Source organism: Streptomyces sp. NBC_00654, assembly GCF_026341775.1.
Classification (GTDB): Bacteria; Actinomycetota; Actinomycetes; order Streptomycetales; family Streptomycetaceae; genus Streptomyces.
The window spans coordinates 788,955-807,562 of sequence record NZ_JAPEOB010000001.1 but is presented as its reverse complement, the minus strand read 5'-3'; the positions used below and the strand labels follow the sequence as shown (position 1 = coordinate 807,562).

Annotated in this window: 16 protein-coding genes; 6 read left to right on the top strand and 10 right to left on the bottom strand. The window is 70.8% G+C overall.

Going from position 1 to position 18,608, the window contains the following annotated elements; genetic code table 11:
• Positions 1-12: 12 nt before the first annotated feature.
• From ftsH to dacB, 5 genes are all read right to left on the bottom strand, one after another.
• A complete protein-coding gene (ftsH, locus tag OHA98_RS03460) occupies positions 13-2,070 on the bottom strand; it encodes an ATP-dependent zinc metalloprotease FtsH (RefSeq protein ID WP_266922618.1) in 2,058 nt (685 codons plus the stop codon).
• A gap of 221 nt (positions 2,071-2,291) precedes the next feature.
• Positions 2,292-2,831: a hypoxanthine phosphoribosyltransferase gene (gene hpt, locus OHA98_RS03455; protein ID WP_073719669.1), complete on the bottom strand. Its 540-nt coding sequence runs from the start codon at positions 2,829-2,831 to the stop codon at positions 2,292-2,294.
• 100 nt (positions 2,832-2,931) lie between these two features.
• Entirely contained in the window at positions 2,932-4,041 is a 1,110-nt protein-coding gene (gene tilS, locus OHA98_RS03450) for a tRNA lysidine(34) synthetase TilS (RefSeq protein ID WP_266922617.1), read from the bottom strand.
• Between the two features lie 184 nt (positions 4,042-4,225).
• Entirely contained in the window at positions 4,226-5,362 is a 1,137-nt protein-coding gene (locus tag OHA98_RS03445; protein ID WP_266922616.1) for a zinc-dependent metalloprotease, read from the bottom strand.
• 49 nt (positions 5,363-5,411) lie between these two features.
• Positions 5,412-6,929, bottom strand: a complete 1,518-nt coding sequence (gene dacB, locus OHA98_RS03440) for a D-alanyl-D-alanine carboxypeptidase/D-alanyl-D-alanine-endopeptidase (RefSeq protein WP_266922615.1) — start codon at positions 6,927-6,929, stop codon at positions 5,412-5,414.
• An 86-nt stretch (positions 6,930-7,015) separates the two neighbouring features.
• Between dacB and OHA98_RS03435 the strand changes: the two genes are divergently transcribed.
• Together OHA98_RS03435 and OHA98_RS03430 are read left to right on the top strand one after the other, a co-directional pair.
• On the top strand, positions 7,016-7,510 hold the full coding sequence (locus OHA98_RS03435) for an inorganic diphosphatase (RefSeq protein ID WP_003968257.1): 495 nt from the start codon (positions 7,016-7,018) through the stop codon (positions 7,508-7,510).
• Positions 7,511-7,713: 203 nt separating this feature from the next.
• Complete coding sequence (locus OHA98_RS03430; protein WP_266922614.1) at positions 7,714-9,444, top strand: threonine/serine exporter ThrE family protein; 1,731 nt, start codon at positions 7,714-7,716, stop codon at positions 9,442-9,444.
• A gap of 130 nt (positions 9,445-9,574) precedes the next feature.
• Here OHA98_RS03430 and OHA98_RS03425 read toward each other — a convergent pair whose 3' ends face one another.
• Positions 9,575-10,291: a DedA family protein gene (locus OHA98_RS03425; RefSeq protein ID WP_266922613.1), complete on the bottom strand. Its 717-nt coding sequence runs from the start codon at positions 10,289-10,291 to the stop codon at positions 9,575-9,577.
• A gap of 145 nt (positions 10,292-10,436) precedes the next feature.
• On the opposite strand from OHA98_RS03425, the gene OHA98_RS03420 reads away from it, so the two are divergent.
• The 4 genes from OHA98_RS03420 to OHA98_RS03405 all read left to right on the top strand — a co-directional run bounded on the left by OHA98_RS03420 (position 10,437) and on the right by OHA98_RS03405 (position 14,438).
• On the top strand, positions 10,437-10,802 hold the full coding sequence (locus OHA98_RS03420) for a YbjQ family protein (protein ID WP_266922612.1): 366 nt from the start codon (positions 10,437-10,439) through the stop codon (positions 10,800-10,802).
• Positions 10,803-10,872: 70 nt separating this feature from the next.
• Positions 10,873-12,168 (top strand): ion channel protein, encoded by a 1,296-nt coding sequence (locus OHA98_RS03415; RefSeq protein WP_266922611.1) that lies wholly within the window; start codon positions 10,873-10,875, stop codon positions 12,166-12,168.
• A gap of 203 nt (positions 12,169-12,371) precedes the next feature.
• The gene (gene wrbA, locus OHA98_RS03410; RefSeq protein ID WP_266922610.1) at positions 12,372-12,995 is read left to right on the top strand and encodes an NAD(P)H:quinone oxidoreductase type IV; all 624 of its coding nucleotides are present in this window, start codon (positions 12,372-12,374) and stop codon (positions 12,993-12,995) included.
• A 15-nt stretch (positions 12,996-13,010) separates the two neighbouring features.
• Positions 13,011-14,438 carry a glutamate decarboxylase gene (locus OHA98_RS03405; RefSeq protein WP_266922609.1) on the top strand — a complete coding sequence of 476 codons (1,428 nt, stop codon included), beginning with the start codon at positions 13,011-13,013 and terminating at the stop codon, positions 14,436-14,438.
• A 59-nt stretch (positions 14,439-14,497) separates the two neighbouring features.
• Here OHA98_RS03405 and OHA98_RS03400 read toward each other — a convergent pair whose 3' ends face one another.
• From OHA98_RS03400 to OHA98_RS03385, 4 genes are all read right to left on the bottom strand, one after another.
• Positions 14,498-15,244 carry an ABC transporter permease gene (locus OHA98_RS03400; protein ID WP_266927683.1) on the bottom strand — a complete coding sequence of 249 codons (747 nt, stop codon included), beginning with the start codon at positions 15,242-15,244 and terminating at the stop codon, positions 14,498-14,500.
• A 116-nt stretch (positions 15,245-15,360) separates the two neighbouring features.
• On the bottom strand, positions 15,361-16,311 hold the full coding sequence (locus tag OHA98_RS03395) for an ATP-binding cassette domain-containing protein (protein ID WP_323179504.1): 951 nt from the start codon (positions 16,309-16,311) through the stop codon (positions 15,361-15,363).
• A gap of 78 nt (positions 16,312-16,389) precedes the next feature.
• Positions 16,390-17,031: a PadR family transcriptional regulator gene (locus OHA98_RS03390; RefSeq protein ID WP_266922608.1), complete on the bottom strand. Its 642-nt coding sequence runs from the start codon at positions 17,029-17,031 to the stop codon at positions 16,390-16,392.
• A 106-nt stretch (positions 17,032-17,137) separates the two neighbouring features.
• Positions 17,138-18,595, bottom strand: a complete 1,458-nt coding sequence (locus OHA98_RS03385; RefSeq protein WP_266922607.1) for an aldehyde dehydrogenase family protein — start codon at positions 18,593-18,595, stop codon at positions 17,138-17,140.
• Positions 18,596-18,608 lie beyond the last annotated feature (13 nt).

Sequence of the window (18,608 nt, the reverse complement as noted above, 5' to 3'; positions counted from 1 at the left end):
GTCGGTGCGGGGCTAACTCTCCGGACGGTCCTCCGGAATCGCCTCGCCGGACGGGGCGATGTCCTTCGTCAGGTCCTTCGGGGCGATCTCCGCCGGAGCCGCCGAACCATTGGCGGTGGAGGCGCCATTGGTGAGGGCCAGCTCCTTGGGCGAGAGCACCGGCGGACGCGTCGACGGGGTGCGCCGGGCGGAGCCGGTCCACGCCGGGCGGGCCGGGCGCTTCACGATCGGGGCGAAGATCTCGGCGATCTGCTCCTTGCCGAGCGTCTCCTTCTCAAGGAGTTCGAGGACGAGGGCGTCGAGAATGTCGCGGTTCTCGACGAGGATCTCCCAGGCCTCGTTGTGCGCGGTCTCGATGAGCTTCTTGACCTCTTCGTCGACAAGCGCCGCGACCTCTTCCGAGTAGTCGCGCTGGTGACCCAGCTCCCGGCCCAGGAAGGGCTCGGTGTTGTCGCCGCCGAACTTGATCGCGCCGAGCCGCTCCGTCATGCCGTACTGCGTGACCATCGCGCGGGCCGTGGCACTGGCCTTCTCGATGTCGTTCGCGGCACCGGTGGTCGGGTCGTGGAAGACCAGCTCCTCGGCCGCGCGCCCGCCCAGCATGTAAGCCAGCTGGTCGAGCATCTCGTTGCGCGTCGTGGAGTACTTGTCCTCCTCCGGGAGCACCATCGTGTAACCGAGGGCGCGGCCGCGGGAGAGGATCGTGATCTTGTGGACCGGGTCCGACTGGGGAGAAGCCGCCGCGACCAGGGCGTGGCCGCCCTCGTGGTACGCGGTGATCTTCTTTTCCTTCTCGGACATGATCCGGGTCCGCTTCTGCGGGCCCGCCACGACGCGGTCGATGGCCTCGTCGAGCATGCTGTTGTCGATCAGTGTCTTGTTGCTGCGCGCCGTGAGGAGCGCGGCCTCGTTGAGCACGTTCGACAGGTCGGCACCGGTGAAGCCGGGCGTACGGCGGGCGACGGCGCCGAGATCGACGTCCTTCGCGACCGGCTTGCCCTTCTGGTGCACCTTGAGGATTTCGAGACGGCCCAGCATGTCCGGGCGGTCGACCGCGATCTGCCGGTCGAAACGTCCCGGGCGCAGCAGTGCCGGGTCGAGGATGTCCGGCCGGTTCGTGGCGGCGATCAGGATGACGCCGCCCTTCACGTCGAAGCCGTCCATCTCGACGAGCAGCTGGTTGAGGGTCTGCTCGCGCTCGTCGTGACCGCCGCCCATACCGGCACCGCGGTGCCGGCCGACAGCGTCGATCTCGTCGACGAAGACGATCGCCGGGGCGTTCGCCTTGGCCTGCTCGAAGAGGTCACGGACCCGGGAGGCACCGACACCGACGAACATCTCGACGAAGTCGGAACCGGAGATCGAGTAGAACGGCACGCCCGCCTCACCCGCGACAGCGCGGGCGAGCAGCGTCTTGCCCGTACCGGGCGGCCCGTACAGCAGGACACCCTTGGGGATCTTGGCGCCGACGGCCTGGAACTTCGCCGGCTCCTGGAGGAACTCCTTGATCTCGTGGAGCTCTTCGACAGCCTCGTCGGACCCCGCCACATCGGCGAACGTCGTCTTGGGGGTGTCCTTGGTGATCAGCTTGGCCTTGGACTTGCCGAACTGCATGACCTTGGATCCGCCGCCCTGCATCTGATTCATCAGAAACAGGAAGACGACCACGATCAGGACGAAGGGCAGCAGCGAGAGGAGGATCGAGACGAACGGGGACTGCTTCGACGGCGAGACGGTGTAACCCTTCTCGATGTCACCGCTCTCGAACTTCTTCTGCAGTGTGTCGGCGAGCTCGACACCCTGGTTGCCGATGTAGCTCGCCTGGAACTTGCTGCCGGACTCGCCGTCGAGCTTCTGGCCGTCCTTCAGCTCAATCTTGAGATTCTGTTCGTCACCGGTGGTCAGCTTGGCCTGCTCCACCTGGTCCTTGCTGATCGCCTGGATCACCTTGCCGGTGTCCACCGTCTTATAGCCGCCAGACGAGCCGACGACCTGCATCAACACGACCACGGCGAGGACGGCCAGCACGATCCACATGACCGGCCCACGGAAGTATCGCTTCACGTCCATCCATACGGAGCGAAGTCGCCCCGTCCCTCCTGCCCGTAGGTAAATGCTGCTGTGAGATAAAGACTGTTCTTCGGACGGTACCCCAGCATTGTCGCCTGCGACGGCCGGGGACGTCCGGGAATCCCGCTTTCGAAGCCTTCAACGGCGGGAAAACAGTGAGGGTTCCCCAGAGTCCGCCCGGCTTCGGGGACGGTTCGGGGTGGTTCGGACCCTTCGGGGCGTCAGCCGCCGTAGACGTGCGGGGCGAGTGTGCCGACGAAGGGAAGGTTGCGGTACTTCTCCGCGTAGTCCAGCCCGTAGCCCACGACGAACTCGTTGGGGATGTCGAAGCCGATCCACTTCACGTCGATCGCGACCTTCGCGGCGTCCGGCTTGCGCAGCAGGGTGCAGACCTCCAGCGTGGCCGGCTCCCGGGAGCCCAGGTTGGACAGCAGCCAGGACAGGGTCAGACCGGAGTCGATGATGTCCTCGACGATCAGGACGTGCTTGCCCTTGATGTCGGTGTCCAGGTCCTTGAGGATCCGGACGACGCCGGAGGACTGGGTGCCCGCGCCGTACGAGGAGACGGCCATCCAGTCCATCGTGACGGGGGTGGACAGCGCGCGCGCCAGGTCCGCCATGACCATCACCGCGCCCTTGAGGACTCCGACGATGAGCAGGTCCTTGCCCGCGTACTCCGCATCGATCTTCGCGGCCAGCTCGACGAGCTTCGCGTCGATCTCTTCCTTGGTGAGGAGCACCGACTGAAGGTCGGTACCCATGTCCTTCTCGTTCACCCGCGTCTCTTTCTTCGCCCGTCGGACCCGGGGGCTGCCCCCGGGTCCGGCCGGCTGTTTCGCCTGCATTTCAGCCGCTTGCGCTTCAGCTCTGCCGAATAACCAGTCTGCCACCCTGCCGGCGGGCTTCGACGCGGCCCGGCAGGTTGAGGCCCCGCTGGCCGCGCCAGCCGGTGATCAGACGGTCGACTTCCTCGATGTGCCGGGCGAAGAGCGATCCGGCCGGCGCACCGGCGTCGATCACGGCCCGGCGCAGCACCCGGCGGCGTACCGCGGGCGGCAGGACGTAGAGCTTGGCGCACTCCAGCCGGCCGTCGTCGTCGCGTACGGAGGCCTCGGCCTCGGCGGCCCAGGTGTCGAGGGCGTCGGCATCGTCGCGGGAGAGCTGGGCCGTACGGGCGAGGGCCTCGACGACTCCTTTGCCGAGGGCCTTCTCCAGGGCGGGCAGGCCCTCGTGGCGGAGCCGGGAGCGGGTGTAGGCGGGGTCGGTGTTGTGCGGGTCGTCCCAGACGGGGAGCGACTGGACCAGACAGGCCTTGCGGGCGGTCTGCCGGTCGAGCTGGAGGAAGGGGCGGCGGTAGCGGTCGGCCGGTCCGGACGCGGCGGCCATGCCGGAGAGCGAGCGGATGCCGGAGCCGCGGGCGAGGCCGAGCAGAACCGTCTCCGCCTGGTCGTCGCGGGTGTGGCCGAGGAGGACGGCGGCGGCGCCGTGGCGCTCGGCGGCGGCGTCCAGGGCGGCGTAGCGGGCATCGCGGGCGGCCGCCTCGGGGCCGCCGTCCCGCCCGACGTCCACGGCGACGGACTCGACGGGGTCGAGGTCCATGGCGGTGAGCCGGGCGACGACCTCGGCGGCGCGCAGGCCGGATCCTACCTGGAGGTTGTGGTCGACGGTGATGCCGCCGGCCCGGACCGCGAGTTTGCGGGACTCGAAGGCGAGGGCGGAGGCGAGCGCCATGGAATCGGCGCCACCGGAGCACGCGACGAGCACGAGGGGGGTGGCGGGCCGTTCGGGGAGTGCGGTGCGGCCGGCGCCCGCGCCGGCGCGGGCGAACCGGATGTGTTCGGCGCGCGGGGAGTGCTGCGCCTGTTCCGGATGCCGGTCGTGATCGAAGTGCCGGCTGTAGTCGGTGAGTACGTCGTGGAGTACGCGGCGGACCGCCAGGCGTATCGCCGCGACCGCAGGATGGGGACCCATGTCCGGTGCCCTTCATGAAGTTCGGGGTGCGTCGGGTGCCGGAACAGGTGTGTCCCGTCACTCAGAGTGCGTCGATGGTGACAGAGCCAAGCTGTTCATCGAGCATTGCACGCCTACCCATGCCCTTATGGTCCCTCGGATGGGTGATTGGAGAGGCATTCTCCGGCCGTCGGGCCGGGCCGGCTCACGACTCTGCCTTACGGTGCACCCGCGCGACCCAGTCCGCCGGGCTGGCGATCTCCGCCTTGGTCGGCAGGGTGTTCGGCGAGGTCCAGACCCGGTTGAAGCCGTCCATGCCGACCTCGTCGACCACGGTCCGGACGAACTTCTCACCGTCGCGGTACTGCCGCAGCTTGGCGTCCAGGCCCAGCAGCTTGCGCAGCGCCAGGTCGAGACGGCTCGCCCCGCGCGCCCTGCGCTGCTGGAACTTCTCCCGGATCTCGCCGACGGAGGCGACCACGTCGGGGCCCACGCCGTCCATCACGAAGTCCGCGTGCCCTTCGAGCAGCGACATCACGGCGGTGAGACGGCCGAGGATCTCGCGCTGACCGGGCGTCTGGACGACCTCGACCAGGCTGCGCCCGCCGTCCTCGCCCCGCTCGCCCTCGGGGCGGCTGCCGCCGGAGAGGGACTGCGCGGCCTCGCGCAGCCGCTCCAGGACGGTCACCGGGTCGACGTCGGTCTCGTCGAGGAAGGACTGGATCTCGCCCTGGAGGTGGTCACGGAGCCAGGGCACCCCGGTGAACTGGGTGCGGTGGGTCTCCTCGTGGAGGGCCACCCAGAGCCTGAAGTCGTGCGGGTCGACGTCGAGTTCGCGCTCGACGTGGACGATGTTGGGGGCGACGAGCAGCAGCCGGCCGCCGCCGTTGGCGGAGCCGGGCAGCTCACGGGTGGCGGGGGCGAACGTCTCGTACTGGCCGAGGATCCGGGAGGCCAGGAACGACAGCAGCATGCCCAGTTCGACGCCGGTGACCTTGCCGCCGACCGCGCCGAGCACGGCGCCGCCCGTACCGCCGCCGCGGCGGTCCTGCATCTTCTCCAGGAGCGGGCGGAGCAGTTCCCGGAAGCCCGCGACGTTGGCGCGGATCCAGCCCGCCCGGTCGACGACCAGGACCGGGGTGTCCTCCGGTTCGGTCCCCTCCGGGATCATCCGGGTGAAGTGACGGACGTGCTCCTCCGAGGCCTTGGCATGCCTGCGGAGCTCCGCGACGACGGCGCGGGCCTCCTCGCGGCTGATGTCGGGGCCCGGCCGGACCAGTCGGGTCGCGGTCGCAACCGCGAGCTTCCAGTCGACCATCTCGGCACCACCGATGCTCGTCATGCGTCAACCGTACGTGAGGGTGTCGCCCGGCGGTGGGGTGTTGCGCCGCTCATCGGGTGTTCCCGGTGAGCGCGGTGGCCAGGGCGTCGAGGGCGGGTTCGGCCTCGGCCGCCGACGGGGTGCCGGAGGCGAGGAAGGCGAAGGCGAGGAGCCGGCCCCGGTGGTCGACGACCGTTCCGGCGAGGGCGTTGACGCCGGTGAGGGTGCCGGTCTTGGCGCGGATCAGACCGGTGCCGCCGGAGGTCCCGGTGTAGCGGTTGCCGAGGGTGCCGCTGAAGCCCGCCACCGGGAGACCGGTGAGCACGGGGCGGAGTTCGGGGTGGTCCGGGTCGGCGGCGCGGGCCAGCAGCGCGGCGAGCGTTCCGGCGGAGACCCGGTCGTCGCGGTCGAGGCCGCTGCCGTCGGCGAGGCGGGCGCCGGTCACCGGCACCTTCAGCTTCTTGAGCTGTGCGGTGACGGCGCGCCGGGAGCCCTTGAAGTCGGCCGGTTCGCCCGCCGCGAGGGCGGTCTGCCGGGCGAGCGCCTCGGCGATGTCGTTGTCGCTGTTGGTCAGGGCCCGTTCGACGAGGCCGGACAGCGGGGCGGAGCGGTGGGTGGCGACCGGCTCGGACGCGGCGGGGGCGCGGCCGGCGCGGGGCTCGGACCCCGTGTCGACGCCGTTGTCGCCGAGATACCCCGCGAAGGCGCGGGCGGCGTCCCCGGCCGGGTCCTCGGTGCGCGGGGCCGGGCCGCGGTCGCTGCGGTCGAGGCGGCCCTCGTCGACCATCAGGGCGCTGACGGGGGCGATGTTCTCGTTGGGCCCGATGGGGTGCAGGGCGGGCCCGGAGTAGCGGGAGGTGTCGTAGCGCAGGTCCGCCTCGGTGACACCCTTCGCGCGCAGGGCCCGCGCGGTACCGGCCGCCAGCGAGCGCAGAGCCGCCTTGTCGAGGGTGGGGTCGCCGCCGCCGACGAGGGTCACGGTGCGCAGGTCGGGCGAGGCCCGGACCGTCGTGGTGATGCGGTGGCCGGGGCCGAGGGCGGAGAGCGCGGCGGCCGCGGTGGCGATCTTCACGGTGGAGGCCGGGGTCATCAAGGTGGCGGCCCCGTGCCCGTACAGCTGCTCGCCGGTGGCCGTGTCGATCACGGCGGCGGTGGCGCGGGTGCCGAGGGCGGGCGCGTCGAGCAGCCGGCCGAGGGCGTCCGGGAGGCCGGCTGTGTCCTTGGGGGCCTTGGGGGCCTTGGGGACCGCCCGGCCGGCGGTGGTGCCGAGCGCGCTCAGCACGGCGGGCGCGCTGGGGGCGGGGGCCGGCCCGCCGGGCACGGTCCGGCCGTGATGTGCGCCACCTGTACGATCCCGGGCGGCAGCCCACTCCTGCTCGGCCTTACGCTGACCGGAGTCCCAGGGACCGGCGGCGATGACGGCGCCGGCCGCGACGACCAGGCCGAGCAGCGCGGAGCCTGTGACGAGCGGCCAGTTGTCCGACCCGAACGTCTTCTTCGGGTCCTTCAGCTTGTCCTTGAGCGTGTCTTTCAGTCCGCCCCACTTGTTCAACGGCTTGATCGAGGGTCTTTCCACCGGATCGGCCACCGTTGACCAGCCCCTTTCGCGAGCACTCTTCTGCGTGGGGGACACTTAATCACCAGTCGTATGTGTTGATCATGGAGGAGCCACCCGTGGAGTTCGACGTCACCATCGAGATTCCGAAGGGTTCGCGGAACAAGTACGAGGTGGACCACGAGACCGGCCGGATCCGTCTGGACCGTCGCCTCTTCACCTCGACCAGTTACCCCGCCGACTACGGATTCGTCGAGAACACCCTGGGCGAGGACGGCGACCCGCTGGACGCGCTGGTCATCCTGGACGAGCCGACCTTCCCCGGCTGCCTCATCAAGTGCCGCGCCATCGGCATGTTCCGCATGACGGACGAGGCCGGCGGCGACGACAAGCTGCTGTGCGTCCCGGCGTCCGACCCCCGGGTGGAGCACCTGCGCGACATCCACCACGTGTCGGAGTTCGACCGCCTGGAGATCCAGCACTTCTTCGAGGTCTACAAGGACCTGGAGCCCGGCAAGTCCGTCGAGGGCGCCGACTGGGTCGGCCGCGCCGAGGCGGAGGCCGAGATCGAGGCCTCGTACAAGCGTCTTGAGGCCCAGGGCGGCGCGCACTGACGCAGCTCTTCCGGTTCCGTTTGTGAGCCGGTCGGCCGTACGGGAGCGGGCGGCACACCCTCGTGGGTGTGCCGCCCGTTTCCTGTTCGGCCGACCGGTGTGCCCGGTTCGCGCAGGGGCCCTTTCGCGTGCGGGTCCCATGTCCGTGGCCATACTGGGCACAAGTGCCGCCAAGGGTGTGCAACGACGAGGAGCGGGGTCGAGTGGTGGCGGAACAGGGCGGTCCCGAGGACCAGAAGCCCCAGTCCGACGAGGCGCGCAGCGCCTTCTCCGCGCCTGCCGGGACGGGCCGGCCCGCCTCTCCGCCCGAGGACGACCACCCGACGTCGGAGTTCGCCCTGCCGCCCGGTGTGCAGACCGATGCGCCCGGCGGCTCGGGTGGGGGGTCCGGTACCGCCTCCGGTGGCGGTACCGGAAGCGGCTCGGGCGGCGGGTCGAACTCCGACACGCTGAGTTCCGCTTTCGCGCCGCCCCGGACCTACAACGCCCAGCATTCGCCGCCCGCGTTCACCCCGGCGCAGGGCATACCGATGATCCGGCTGACCAAGGAAGCCCCCTGGCAGGACCGGATGCGCACGATGCTGCGGATGCCGGTGACCGAGCGCCCGGCCGCCGAGAGCGTGCAGAGGACGGACGACGTGGGCCCCGCCGTGCCGCGCGTGCTCGACCTGACGCTGCGTATCGGGGAGCTGCTGCTGGCGGGCGGCGAGGGTGCCGAGGACGTCGAGGCGGCCATGTTCGCGGTGACGCGTTCGTACGGTCTGGACCGGTCGGAGCCCACCGTCACCTTCACCCTGCTGTCCATCTCGCACCAGCCGTCGCTGGTCGACGACCCGGTGACGGCGAGCCGTACCGTACGCCGCCGGGGAACGGACTACACCCGGCTGGCCGCCGTGTTCCGGCTGATCGACGACATCACCACGGAAGAGGCCGATGTCTCGCTGGAGGAGGCCTACCGGCGCCTCGCGGAGATCCGCCGCAACCGGCACCCGTACCCGGGCTGGGTGCTGACCGCCGCCGCCGGGCTGCTCGCCGGTGCGGCCTCGGTCCTGGTCGGCGGTGGCATGCTGGTCTTCCTCGTGGCGGCGGCCGGCGCGATGCTCGGGGACCGGCTGGCCTGGCTCTGCGCCGGGCGCGGGCTGCCGGAGTTCTACCAGTTCATGGTCGCGGCCATGCCGCCCGCCGCGATGGGCGTCGCGCTGACCCTGACCCATTCCACCGACATCCGTCCGTCCGCGGTGATCACCGGTGGGCTGTTCGCGCTGCTCCCCGGGCGGGCGCTGGTCGCGGGTGTGCAGGACGGCCTGACCGGCTACTACATCACCGCCGCGGCCCGGCTGCTCGAAGTCATGTACTTCTTCATCGGCATCGTCACCGGTGTGCTGCTCATCCTCTATCTGGGGGTGCAGCTGGGGGTCGGGCTGAATCCGGACGCACGGTTCGTGCCCAACGACCGGCCGGTGCTGCAGATCCTGGCGTCGATGGCCCTGAGCCTGGCGTTCGCCGTCCTGCTCCAGCAGGAACGTTCCACCGTGCTCATGGTGACGCTCAACGGGGGCGTGGCCTGGATCATCTACGGGGCGATGGCCCGTACCAGTGACGTCTCCCCCGTGGCCGCCACGGCGGTGGCCGCCGGACTGGTGGGCCTGTTCGGACAGTTGTTCTCGCGCTACCGGTACACGTCCTCGCTGCCGTTCATCACGGCGGCGATCGGGCCCCTGCTGCCCGGTTCGGCGACGTACTTCGGACTGCTGGGTGTGGCACAGGGCGAGCTGGACACGGGGCTGGCCTCGCTGTCGACGGCGGTGGCGACCGCGCTGTCCATCGCGATCGGAGTGAACCTGGGGAGCGAGATCTCCCGGCTGTTCATGCGGGTGCCGGGCACGGTCGAGGGTGCGACCCGCCGCGCGGCCAAGCGGACACGCGGCTTCTGAGCCCCGCGTACGCGGTGCGGCGCCCCCGGGCGCGAAACGGGCCCCGTACGCGAAACGGCGCCCCCTCCGGATGCCGGAGGGGGCGCCGTTCGCATGGGTGTCCGGGCGGTGCGGGGGCCCGGCTCAGCGCTCAGCGCTTGGCGTGCCGGCCGCGCTGGCCGGAGGACGAGCTCCCGCCCGTCGGCGGACGGCCGTCGCCGTCACGCTGCTCCCGGGCCGCCGCCTTCTTCGACTTGCTGCGGGCGCGCAGGAACTCGATCACGATCGGCACCACCGAGATCAGCACGATCAGGATGAGGATCAGCTCGATGTGCGCGTGCACGAAGTCGATCTTGCCGAGCAGGGCACCGAGCACCGTGACACCGACGCCCCAGAGGATGCCGCCGATGATGTTGTACGTGATGAACGAGCGGTAGTTCATCCGGCTGACACCGGCGATGATCGGCGTGAAGGTCCGCACGATGGGCACGAAGCGGGCCAGGACCAGCGACTTCGGGCCGTACTTCTCGAAGAAGTCGTGGGCCTTCTCCACGTTCTCCTGCTTGAAGAGGCGAGAGTCGGGGCGCTTGAAGAGGGACGGGCCCACCTTCCGGCCGAAGAGATAGCCGACCTGGTCGCCGATGATCGCCGCCAGCGCCACCAGGGTGCAGACCAGCCAGAGCGGGTACTTCAGATCGCCCGTGGTCACCAGCAGGCCCGTGGTGAACAGCAGGGAGTCGCCGGGCAGGAAGAAACCGATCAGCAGTCCGGACTCGGCGAAGACGATGAGAAGAAGGCCGGGAAGTCCGAAGGTGTTGAGCAGATAGTCCGGGTCCAGCCAGCTCGGGCCGAGCGCAAGCGTATTCAAGGGTCCGGGCTCCAGGATCGTTCGATGGCGGCTGCGTGGCCGCCCCAAGCTATCAACGCCGGAGCACGGCTCCGCGTTCCAGTGGCGTACGCGAAAATGCGCACCGCACGAACCGGGGCAAAGCTGTCCTCAGGAGGTGCCACCCATGGGCATTGAGGATTACGGCGGCGGCCAGGCGGCCCAGGCGGACGTGCTCGTCGTCACGACGAACGACGTACCCGGCCACCAGGTGACACAGGTGATCGGTGAGGTGTTCGGGCTGACGGTGCGCTCCCGTCACCTCGGCAGCCAGATCGGCGCCGGGCTGAAGTCGATGATCGGCGGCGAGCTGAAGGGGCTGACCAAGACCCTGGTCGAGACCCGTAACCAGGCGATGGAGCGGCTCGTCGATCAGGCGAAGGCGCGCGGCGCCAACGCGGTGCTGATGATGCGGTTCGACGTCACCGAGGCGGCCGATGTGGGCACGGAGGTCTGCGCGTACGGGACGGCGGCGGTGATCAGCAAGACGTAGCGCGATACGGGGCGGGCACACGCGCCGCGTTATGAGGGTTATGGGGCTTTTACGCCTTTATGGTGAGCCGGTGGCCCCTGACTCCCCCGCTTCCGCGCCCCCCGCACCCGTACCCCCCGCGCCCACGCCCGCCCGGCGGCTGCTGCCGGTCGTGCTGCCCGCGCTGGTCGTGGGCGTGGTCTCCGCCCTCGTCCTGCTCGGCGTGAGCCTGGTCGCGGAGGAACTCCAGGACGTGCTGTGGGAGACCCTTCCCGACGCGCTGGGCATCGGCCGGTACTCCTCGCTGTGGATGATCGTGATGCTCACCGCGACCGGCCTCGCCGTCGGCCTGGTCGTCCATACCGTGCACGGCCACGGCGGCCCCGATCCCGCCACCACCGGCCTCGTCGACGCCCCCATGAAGCCCGGTGTCGTCCCGGGACTGCTCCTGGTCACCATGCTGGCGCTGGCCGGCGGGGTGAGCCTCGGCCCGGAGAACCCGATCACCGCCGCCAACATCGCGCTCGCCTTCTGGCTCGGCCGCCGCGCCGCGCCCGGCGCACCCGCCGAACTCTGGGTCTCGCTCGCCGCGGCCGGCACCATCGGCGCCCTGTTCGGCACCCCCGTCGCAGCGGCCCTGATCCTCTCGGAGGCCCTCGCCTCGCGGGGCGGCCCGGGCGCGCTCTGGGACCGGCTCTTCGCCCCGCTCGCGGCGGGCGCGGCCGGGGCGCTGACCATGACACTGATCGACCACCCGAGCTTCGATCTGTCCCTGCCCGGCTACACGCATCCGAAGTGGGGCGATCTGCTCGCCTCGCTCGTGATCGCCTCGGCGGGAGCGCTGCTCGGACTGGTGGCGGTGTACGCCTTCCCGGTGGTGCACCGGGCGTTCCGGGCCCTGCGGCATCCCGTGCTCGCCCTGACGGCGGGCGGGCTGCTGCTGGGGCTGCTGGGCGCGCTGGGCGGACATCTCACCCTCTTCAAGGGGCTCGAAGAGGTGAAGGAGATCTCCGCCGACCCGTCAGGGTGGTCGGCCGGGGAGTTCGCGGTGATGGCCGTGGTGAAGATGGCCGCCCTGACCGTCGCCGCGACCTGCGGCTTCCGGGGCGGCCGGATCTTCCCGGCCGTCTTCGCCGGGGTGGCCCTCGGACTCTGCGCCCATGCGCTGGTCGACTCGGTGCCGCCCGCCGTCGCGGCGTCCTGCGCGGTGCTGGGCGTCCTGCTCGCCATCACCCGGCAGGGCTGGCTGAGCCTGTTCACGGCCGCGGTGCTGGTCAGCGACGCGGCCGTGCTCCCCCTGCTGTGCGTGGCCACACTGCCCGCCTGGCTGCTGGTGACCGGGCGGCCCCAGATGCAACTGCACGAGGACGGTACGCCGCTGAGGTGAGGGGCACGGGGCACATGGGCCACGGGCGCGCGGGCGGCGGAATGCCCGGCGGGGCCGCGCGACGCCCGGCGGTCCGGACGCCCCGAGTGCGGCACCCGGCGAGCCACGCGCCGCGAATGTCCGTATCGTCCTCTTCGTAGAGCTACGCCTCACTTCAGTTGTGCCCGGTTTCCGCGCCGGATCGGTTCGACGGAGGTTTCCGCATGCCCACGCCCGTCAATGTCGCCGTCATCTACTACTCCTCCACCGGCACCGTCGCCGCGATGGCCAGGGCCATCGCGCGGGACGCCGAGAAGGCCGGTGCAGAGGTACGGCTGCGCAAGGCCGGGGAACTCGCCCCGCAGGCGGCCATCGACTCCAACCCCGCGTGGGCCGCCAACGCGAAGGCGACCGAGGACATCCCCGAGGTCACGCCCGACGACATGATCTGGGCGGACGCGGTGATCTTCGGCTCGCCGACCCGGTACGGGAACGTCACCGCCCAGCTCAAGCAGTTCCTCGACACGCTCGGCGGCCTGTGGCAGGCGGGCAGGCTCGCCGACAAGGTGTACAGCGGCTTCACCTCCAGCGCCACCGCCCACGGCGGCCAGGAGTCCACGCTGCTCGCGCTCTACAACACCATCCACCACTTCGGCGGAATCCTTGTCGCGCCCGGCTACACCGACCCGACGAAGTTCGTCGACGGAAACCCGTACGGCACCTCGCACGTCGCGGGACAGGGCGACATCCCGGTCGGTGAACAGACCCTGACCGCCGCCCGCGTCCAGGCGGAGCGGGTCGTGAAGTTCACCCGGGCCATCAAGGCCGGCCTCGCCGCCGAGAGCTGAGAAGGGCACGACACCATGGCGCTCCACCGAGGTGCCCATCCGCACCGGACCGAACCCACCGAGGAGCGGCGCCGGCTCGCCCTCAACCCCTTCTTCGGCGAGGCGGACCCGGCGGCGGGGATGGAGTTCGCACCGCCCACGCACCGGCTGCCGGACGGGCCGCTGCCGCCCTCGACGGCGTACCGGCTCGTCCACGACGAGCTGATGCTCGACGGCAACTCCCGCCTCAACCTGGCCACGTTCGTCACCACCTGGATGGAACCCCAGGCCGGGGTGCTGATGGGCGAGTGCCGGGACAAGAACATGATCGACAAGGACGAGTACCCGCGCACCGCCGAGCTGGAGCGGCGCTGTGTGGCGATGCTCGCCGACCTGTGGAACGCGCCCGACCCGGCGGCGGCCGTGGGGTGTTCGACCACGGGGTCGAGCGAGGCGTGCATGCTCGCCGGACTGGCGCTGAAACGGCGCTGGGCGGCCCGGAACGCCGACCGCTACCCGGCCACCGCCCGGCCCAATCTGGTGATGGGCATCAACGTGCAGGTCTGCTGGGAGAAGTTCTGCACGTTCTGGGAGGTCGAGGCGCGGCAGGTCCCGATGGAGGGCGGCCGCTTCCATCTCGACCCGCAGGCCGCGGCGGACCTGTGCGACGAGAACACCATCGGCGTCGTCGGCATCCTCGGCTCCACGTTCGACGGTTCCTACGAGCCCGTCGCGGAGCTGTGCGCGGCCCTGGACGAACTCCAGGAGCGTACGGGTCTCGACATCCCGGTCCATGTGGACGGGGCGTCCGGCGCGATGGTGGCGCCGTTCCTGGACGAGGACCTGCTGTGGGACTTCCGGCTCCCCCGGGTGTCGTCCATCAACACCTCCGGGCACAAGTACGGGCTCGTCTACCCCGGGGTCGGCTGGGCGCTGTGGCGTTCGGCGGCCGAGCTCCCGGAGGAGCTGGTCTTCCGGGTCAACTACCTGGGCGGCGACATGCCGACGTTCGCGCTGAACTTCTCCCGGCCCGGGGCCCAGGTGGTGGCGCAGTACTACACGTTCCTGCGGCTGGGGCGGGAGGGCTACCGGGCCGTCCATCAGGCGTCCCGGGACGTGGCGGGCGGCCTGGCCCGCGCGGTCGAGGATCTGGGCGACTTCCGGCTCCTGACCCGGGGCGACGAGTTGCCGGTGTTCGCCGTGACGACGACGGCGGACACCCGGGCGTACGACGTCTTCGACGTGTCCCGCAGGCTTCGGGAGCGCGGGTGGCTGGTGCCCGCGTACACCTTCCCCGCCAACCGGCAGGATCTGTCGGTCCTGCGCGTGGTGTGCCGCAACGGGTTCTCGGCGGATCTGGCGGAACTCCTGATCGAGGATCTGCGGCTGCTGCTGCCGGAACTCCGGGCGCAGCGCCATCCGTTGAGCCACGACCGGAGTCCGGCCACCTCGTTCCACCACTGAGGCGACGGCGCCCGGTGAGCCGTTCGGCGGCTCACCGGGCGCGGCTCAGCGGGCGCGGCTCAGCGGCTCAGCCGGGCGAACCTCCGTACCGCGAGCGGGAAGAACACCGCGACCAGGGCCACCGGCCAGAGCACCGCCAGCAGTTCGGCGTGGGTTGCCGCCCAGGAGCCGGTCGCACCGCCCGGGTTGCCGAACAGACCGCGCACCGCCGTGGCCGTCGCCGACATCGGATTCCACTCGACCACCGCGCCCAGCCAGCCCGGCATCGACTCGGGGGAGGCGAAGACGTTGGAGAGGAAGCCCACCGGCCAGACCAGGATCTGGACCGCCTGCACCATCTCCGGCCTGCCCGCCACCATCGCCAGGTGGATGCCGACCCACAGCATCGCGAACCTCAGCAGGAGCAGCAGGCCCACCGCCCCCAGGGCCGCGGCGAGTCCGTTGTGCCAGCGCCAGCCGACCGCGCAGCCGACACCGATCATCACGGCCAGGGCCGCCACCGACTGGAGCATGTCCGCGACGCTCCGGCCGACCAGCACCGCGCCCGGGACCATCGGCATCGAGCGGAACCGGTCGATGACCCCCTTGCCCAGGTCCTGGGTGACCGCGAGCATCGTCGCCTCCAGGCCGAAGGCCATGGTGAGCGCGAGCATGCCGGGCACCAGGAACTCGGTGTTGTCGCCGTCGACGCCCCGGCCGCCGCCGACCAGGTAGTTGAACATCAGGAGCAGCATCACCGGGAAGACCAGGCCGACGACCACCTGGACCGGCTGCCGTGCCCAGTGGGCCAGTTCGCGCCGGGTCATCGTCCAGGAGTCCGCCAGGGCCCAGCCGATCCCGCCGGTACGGGACGCACCCGCCCCGGCGTCCGGCGTACCGGAGTCCGCCGTACCGCAGTCCGGTGTGCCGATCGTCGCCGCGCTCATGCCGCCACCTCCGCGTGGTCCGTCTTCCGGTCGGTGAGGGACAGGAACACCTCGTCCAGGGTCGGGCGGCGCACCGCGATGTCCTCCGCCTCGATGCCCGCCTCCTCCAGCGCCCGTACGGTCCGGGTCAGGGCGGCCATCCGGTCCGGGGCCGGGGCGCTGAGGAGCCGCCGGTCCTCGTCGACGCTCAGGCCCGCGCCGGGCAGGAGCGCCGCCGCCTCCCCCAGCCGTGCCGCGTCCCGCACGATCACATCGATCCGGTCGCCGCCGACCAGTGCCTTCAGCTCGTCGGCGGTGCCCGCCGCGGCCACCCTGCCGCTGTCGATCACCGAGATCCGGTCCGCCAGCTGGTCCGCCTCCTCCAGATACTGCGTGGTGAGCAGGACCGTGGTGCCGCCGCCGACCAGGGAACGGACCGCGTTCCACACCTCGGCCCGGCCGCGCGGGTCGAGGCCGGTCGTCGGCTCGTCCAGGAACAGCACCTGCGGACCGGTGATCAGCGACGCCGCCAGATCGAGCCGTCTGCGCATGCCCCCGCTGTACTGCTTGACGGCCTTGCGCCCGGTGTCCGCGAGCCCGAACCGCTCCAGGAGTTCGTCCGCCCGCGCCCCCGCCCGGCGTGCGCCCAGGTGGTACAGCCGCCCGAACATCTCCAGGTTCTGCCGGCCGCTCAGCTCCTCGTCCACCGCCGCGTGCTGCCCGAGCAGGCCGATCCTGCGCCGCACCTCGCCCGCCCTGTCGCGGACGTCCAGGCCCGCCACCTCCACCCGGCCCGCGTCGTGCCGCAGGAGCGTCGACATGATGCGTACGGCCGTGGTCTTGCCGGCCCCGTTCGGGCCGAGCACACCGTGCACGGTGCCCCTGGCGACGGCGAGGTCCAGCCCGTCCAGGGCGCGCTTGTCCCCGTACCGCTTGCGCACGCCCTCCATGACGATCGCGTCGGTCACGATTCCCGCCACCCTTTCGTAGTCAAACTTGACTAGCTGGGCAAAGGTAACCGGCCCGAAGGCATTCGTCAAACTTGATTAGTGGTCGTCCCCCGGATCGGGGACCCCCGTCGCGTACGGGTTCTCCTCGCCCTCCGCGAGGACCCCGACGAACGGCTCACCCTCGCCCGCGAAGGTGTACGCCCCACCCTCGATCCGCTCGATCAGCCCGCGCGTCCACTCGGCACCCGCGTCCGCCGAATGCACCCACAGGTTCATGATCTCGCCGATGTGCCCGAGCGATTCGGGGCCGTCCTCGGGGGTGTAGTACTCCGTGACCGAGGACCGCCACGCCTCGATGACCGCGATCCGCTCCCGGAGCAGCGCCACCGCCTCGGCCCGCTCCAGATCGACGATGAAGCCGACGGCGGCCGAGAGCACGTCCATCTTCTGGTCGTACGAGGTGATGGCGGAGCGCAGCAGGGTGCGGTACTCCTCGACCCCCCGGCCGGTGATCTCGTACTCCGTGCGGGGCGGGCCGCCGGCCGTGGACGGGGCGGTCTCGTGCGCGAGCAGCAGTCCCTGCTTCGCCATCTGCTTCAGGGCGTGGTAGATCGATCCGGGCTTGGCGTTGGACCACTCGTGGGCGCCCCAGTACTCCAGGTCGTTGCGGACCTGATAGCCGTGCGCGCGGCCGTGCTGACGCACGGCGCCGAGGACGAGCAGCCGGATCGCGGACATACCGCCCTTCCTTCCTCGTCAACTTTGACTAGGGTATCCCGGGCCGGGGCGGCAGTCCGAAGGGGACACCTGAAGGAGCCGCCCGAGCGGGAGGCCGCGGCGGACGTCAGAGGGGGAAGACCGTCCGGCCGTGCTGGATCGACATCCACTTCTGCGTGGTGAAGGCCTCCACGACCGCCTCACCGTTCAGCCGACCGCTCCCGGACATCTTCTCGCCGCCGAAGGCGACCAGCGGATCGTCCTGCACGGTGGAGTCGTTGACGTGGAACATCCCGCTGACGACGCTCCGCGCGAACCGCACCCCGCGTTCGGCGTCCGCGGTGTGCACGGCGCCGCTCAGTCCGTACGGGCTGGCGTTGACCATCCGTACGGCCTCCTCCTCGCCGTCGAACGTCATCAGCAGTGCCACTGGGCCGAAGATCTCCTGGGCCAGCAGCGGTGAGTCCTCCGGGATTCCGGTCAGGACGGTCGGCCCGACGACATTGCCCCGGACACCGCCCCGCACGAGCGCCGTCGCCCCGTCCGCGACCGCCTGTTCGACCAGGGCGGCCAGGGCGTCGGCCTGGAAGGTGTTGATGACCGGACCGATCCGGGTCTCCGGGTCACGCGGGTCCCCGGCCCTGAGCGCGGCCACCTCGGCGGTGAACCGCTCGGTGAACCGTTCCGCCACCCGCCGGTCCACCATGATGCGGTTGGCCGCCATGCTGACCTGCCCCTGGTACAGGAAGCGGCTGAAGACGGCCGCCTGGACCGCGTACTCCACATCCGCGTCCTCCAGCACCACCAGGGCGCTGTTGCCGCTGAGTTCCAGGATGGTCCGCTTGAAGAGCCCGGCGGCGGTGGCGGCCACATGGCGGCCCGTCCGGTCCGAGCCGGTGAAGGAGATCACCTTGGGCACGGGGTGGGCGATGAAGGCGTCGCCTATCTCGGCACTGTCGGTGACCACCACATTGAGCAGCCCGGCCGGCAGCCCGGCGTCCTCGAAGATCTGGGCGATCAGTGCCCCGCCGACGACCGGCGCGTTCTGATGGGGTTTCACGACGACCGCGTTGCCCAGCGCCAGGGCGGGCGCGACCGACTTCATCGTCACCAGGAAAGGGAAGTTGAAGGCGCTGATCACCCCGATGACGCCGACGGGCAGCCGGTAGAGGCGGTTCTCCTTGCCGTCCGTCACCGAGGGCAGCAGCCGCCCCGTGGGGCGCAGCGCCTGCCGGATCGCCTCGCTCAGGAATTCCCGGCCGCCGCGGACCTCGTACTCCGCCCTGATCCGGGTGCCGCCCAGCTCCTCGATGACCGCGTCGACGATTTCATCGGTGCGCTCCTCGGTGATGCGCAGGGCGCGTTCCAGAACGGCGCGGCGTTCGTACGGATTGGTGGCGGCCCAGTCCTGCTGGGCACGTTCGGCCGCGCGGTAGGCCCGGTCGACCTCCACCGCCGTGGCGACGGTGATGGAACCGAGTTTCTCACCGTTGTAGGGATTGAAATCGATGATGTCCCACGAGCCGCTTCCGGTCAGCCACTCGCCGTCGATGTACTGGTGGGCCAAGGCGTGGAAGTAGGACATGCAATCCCTTACT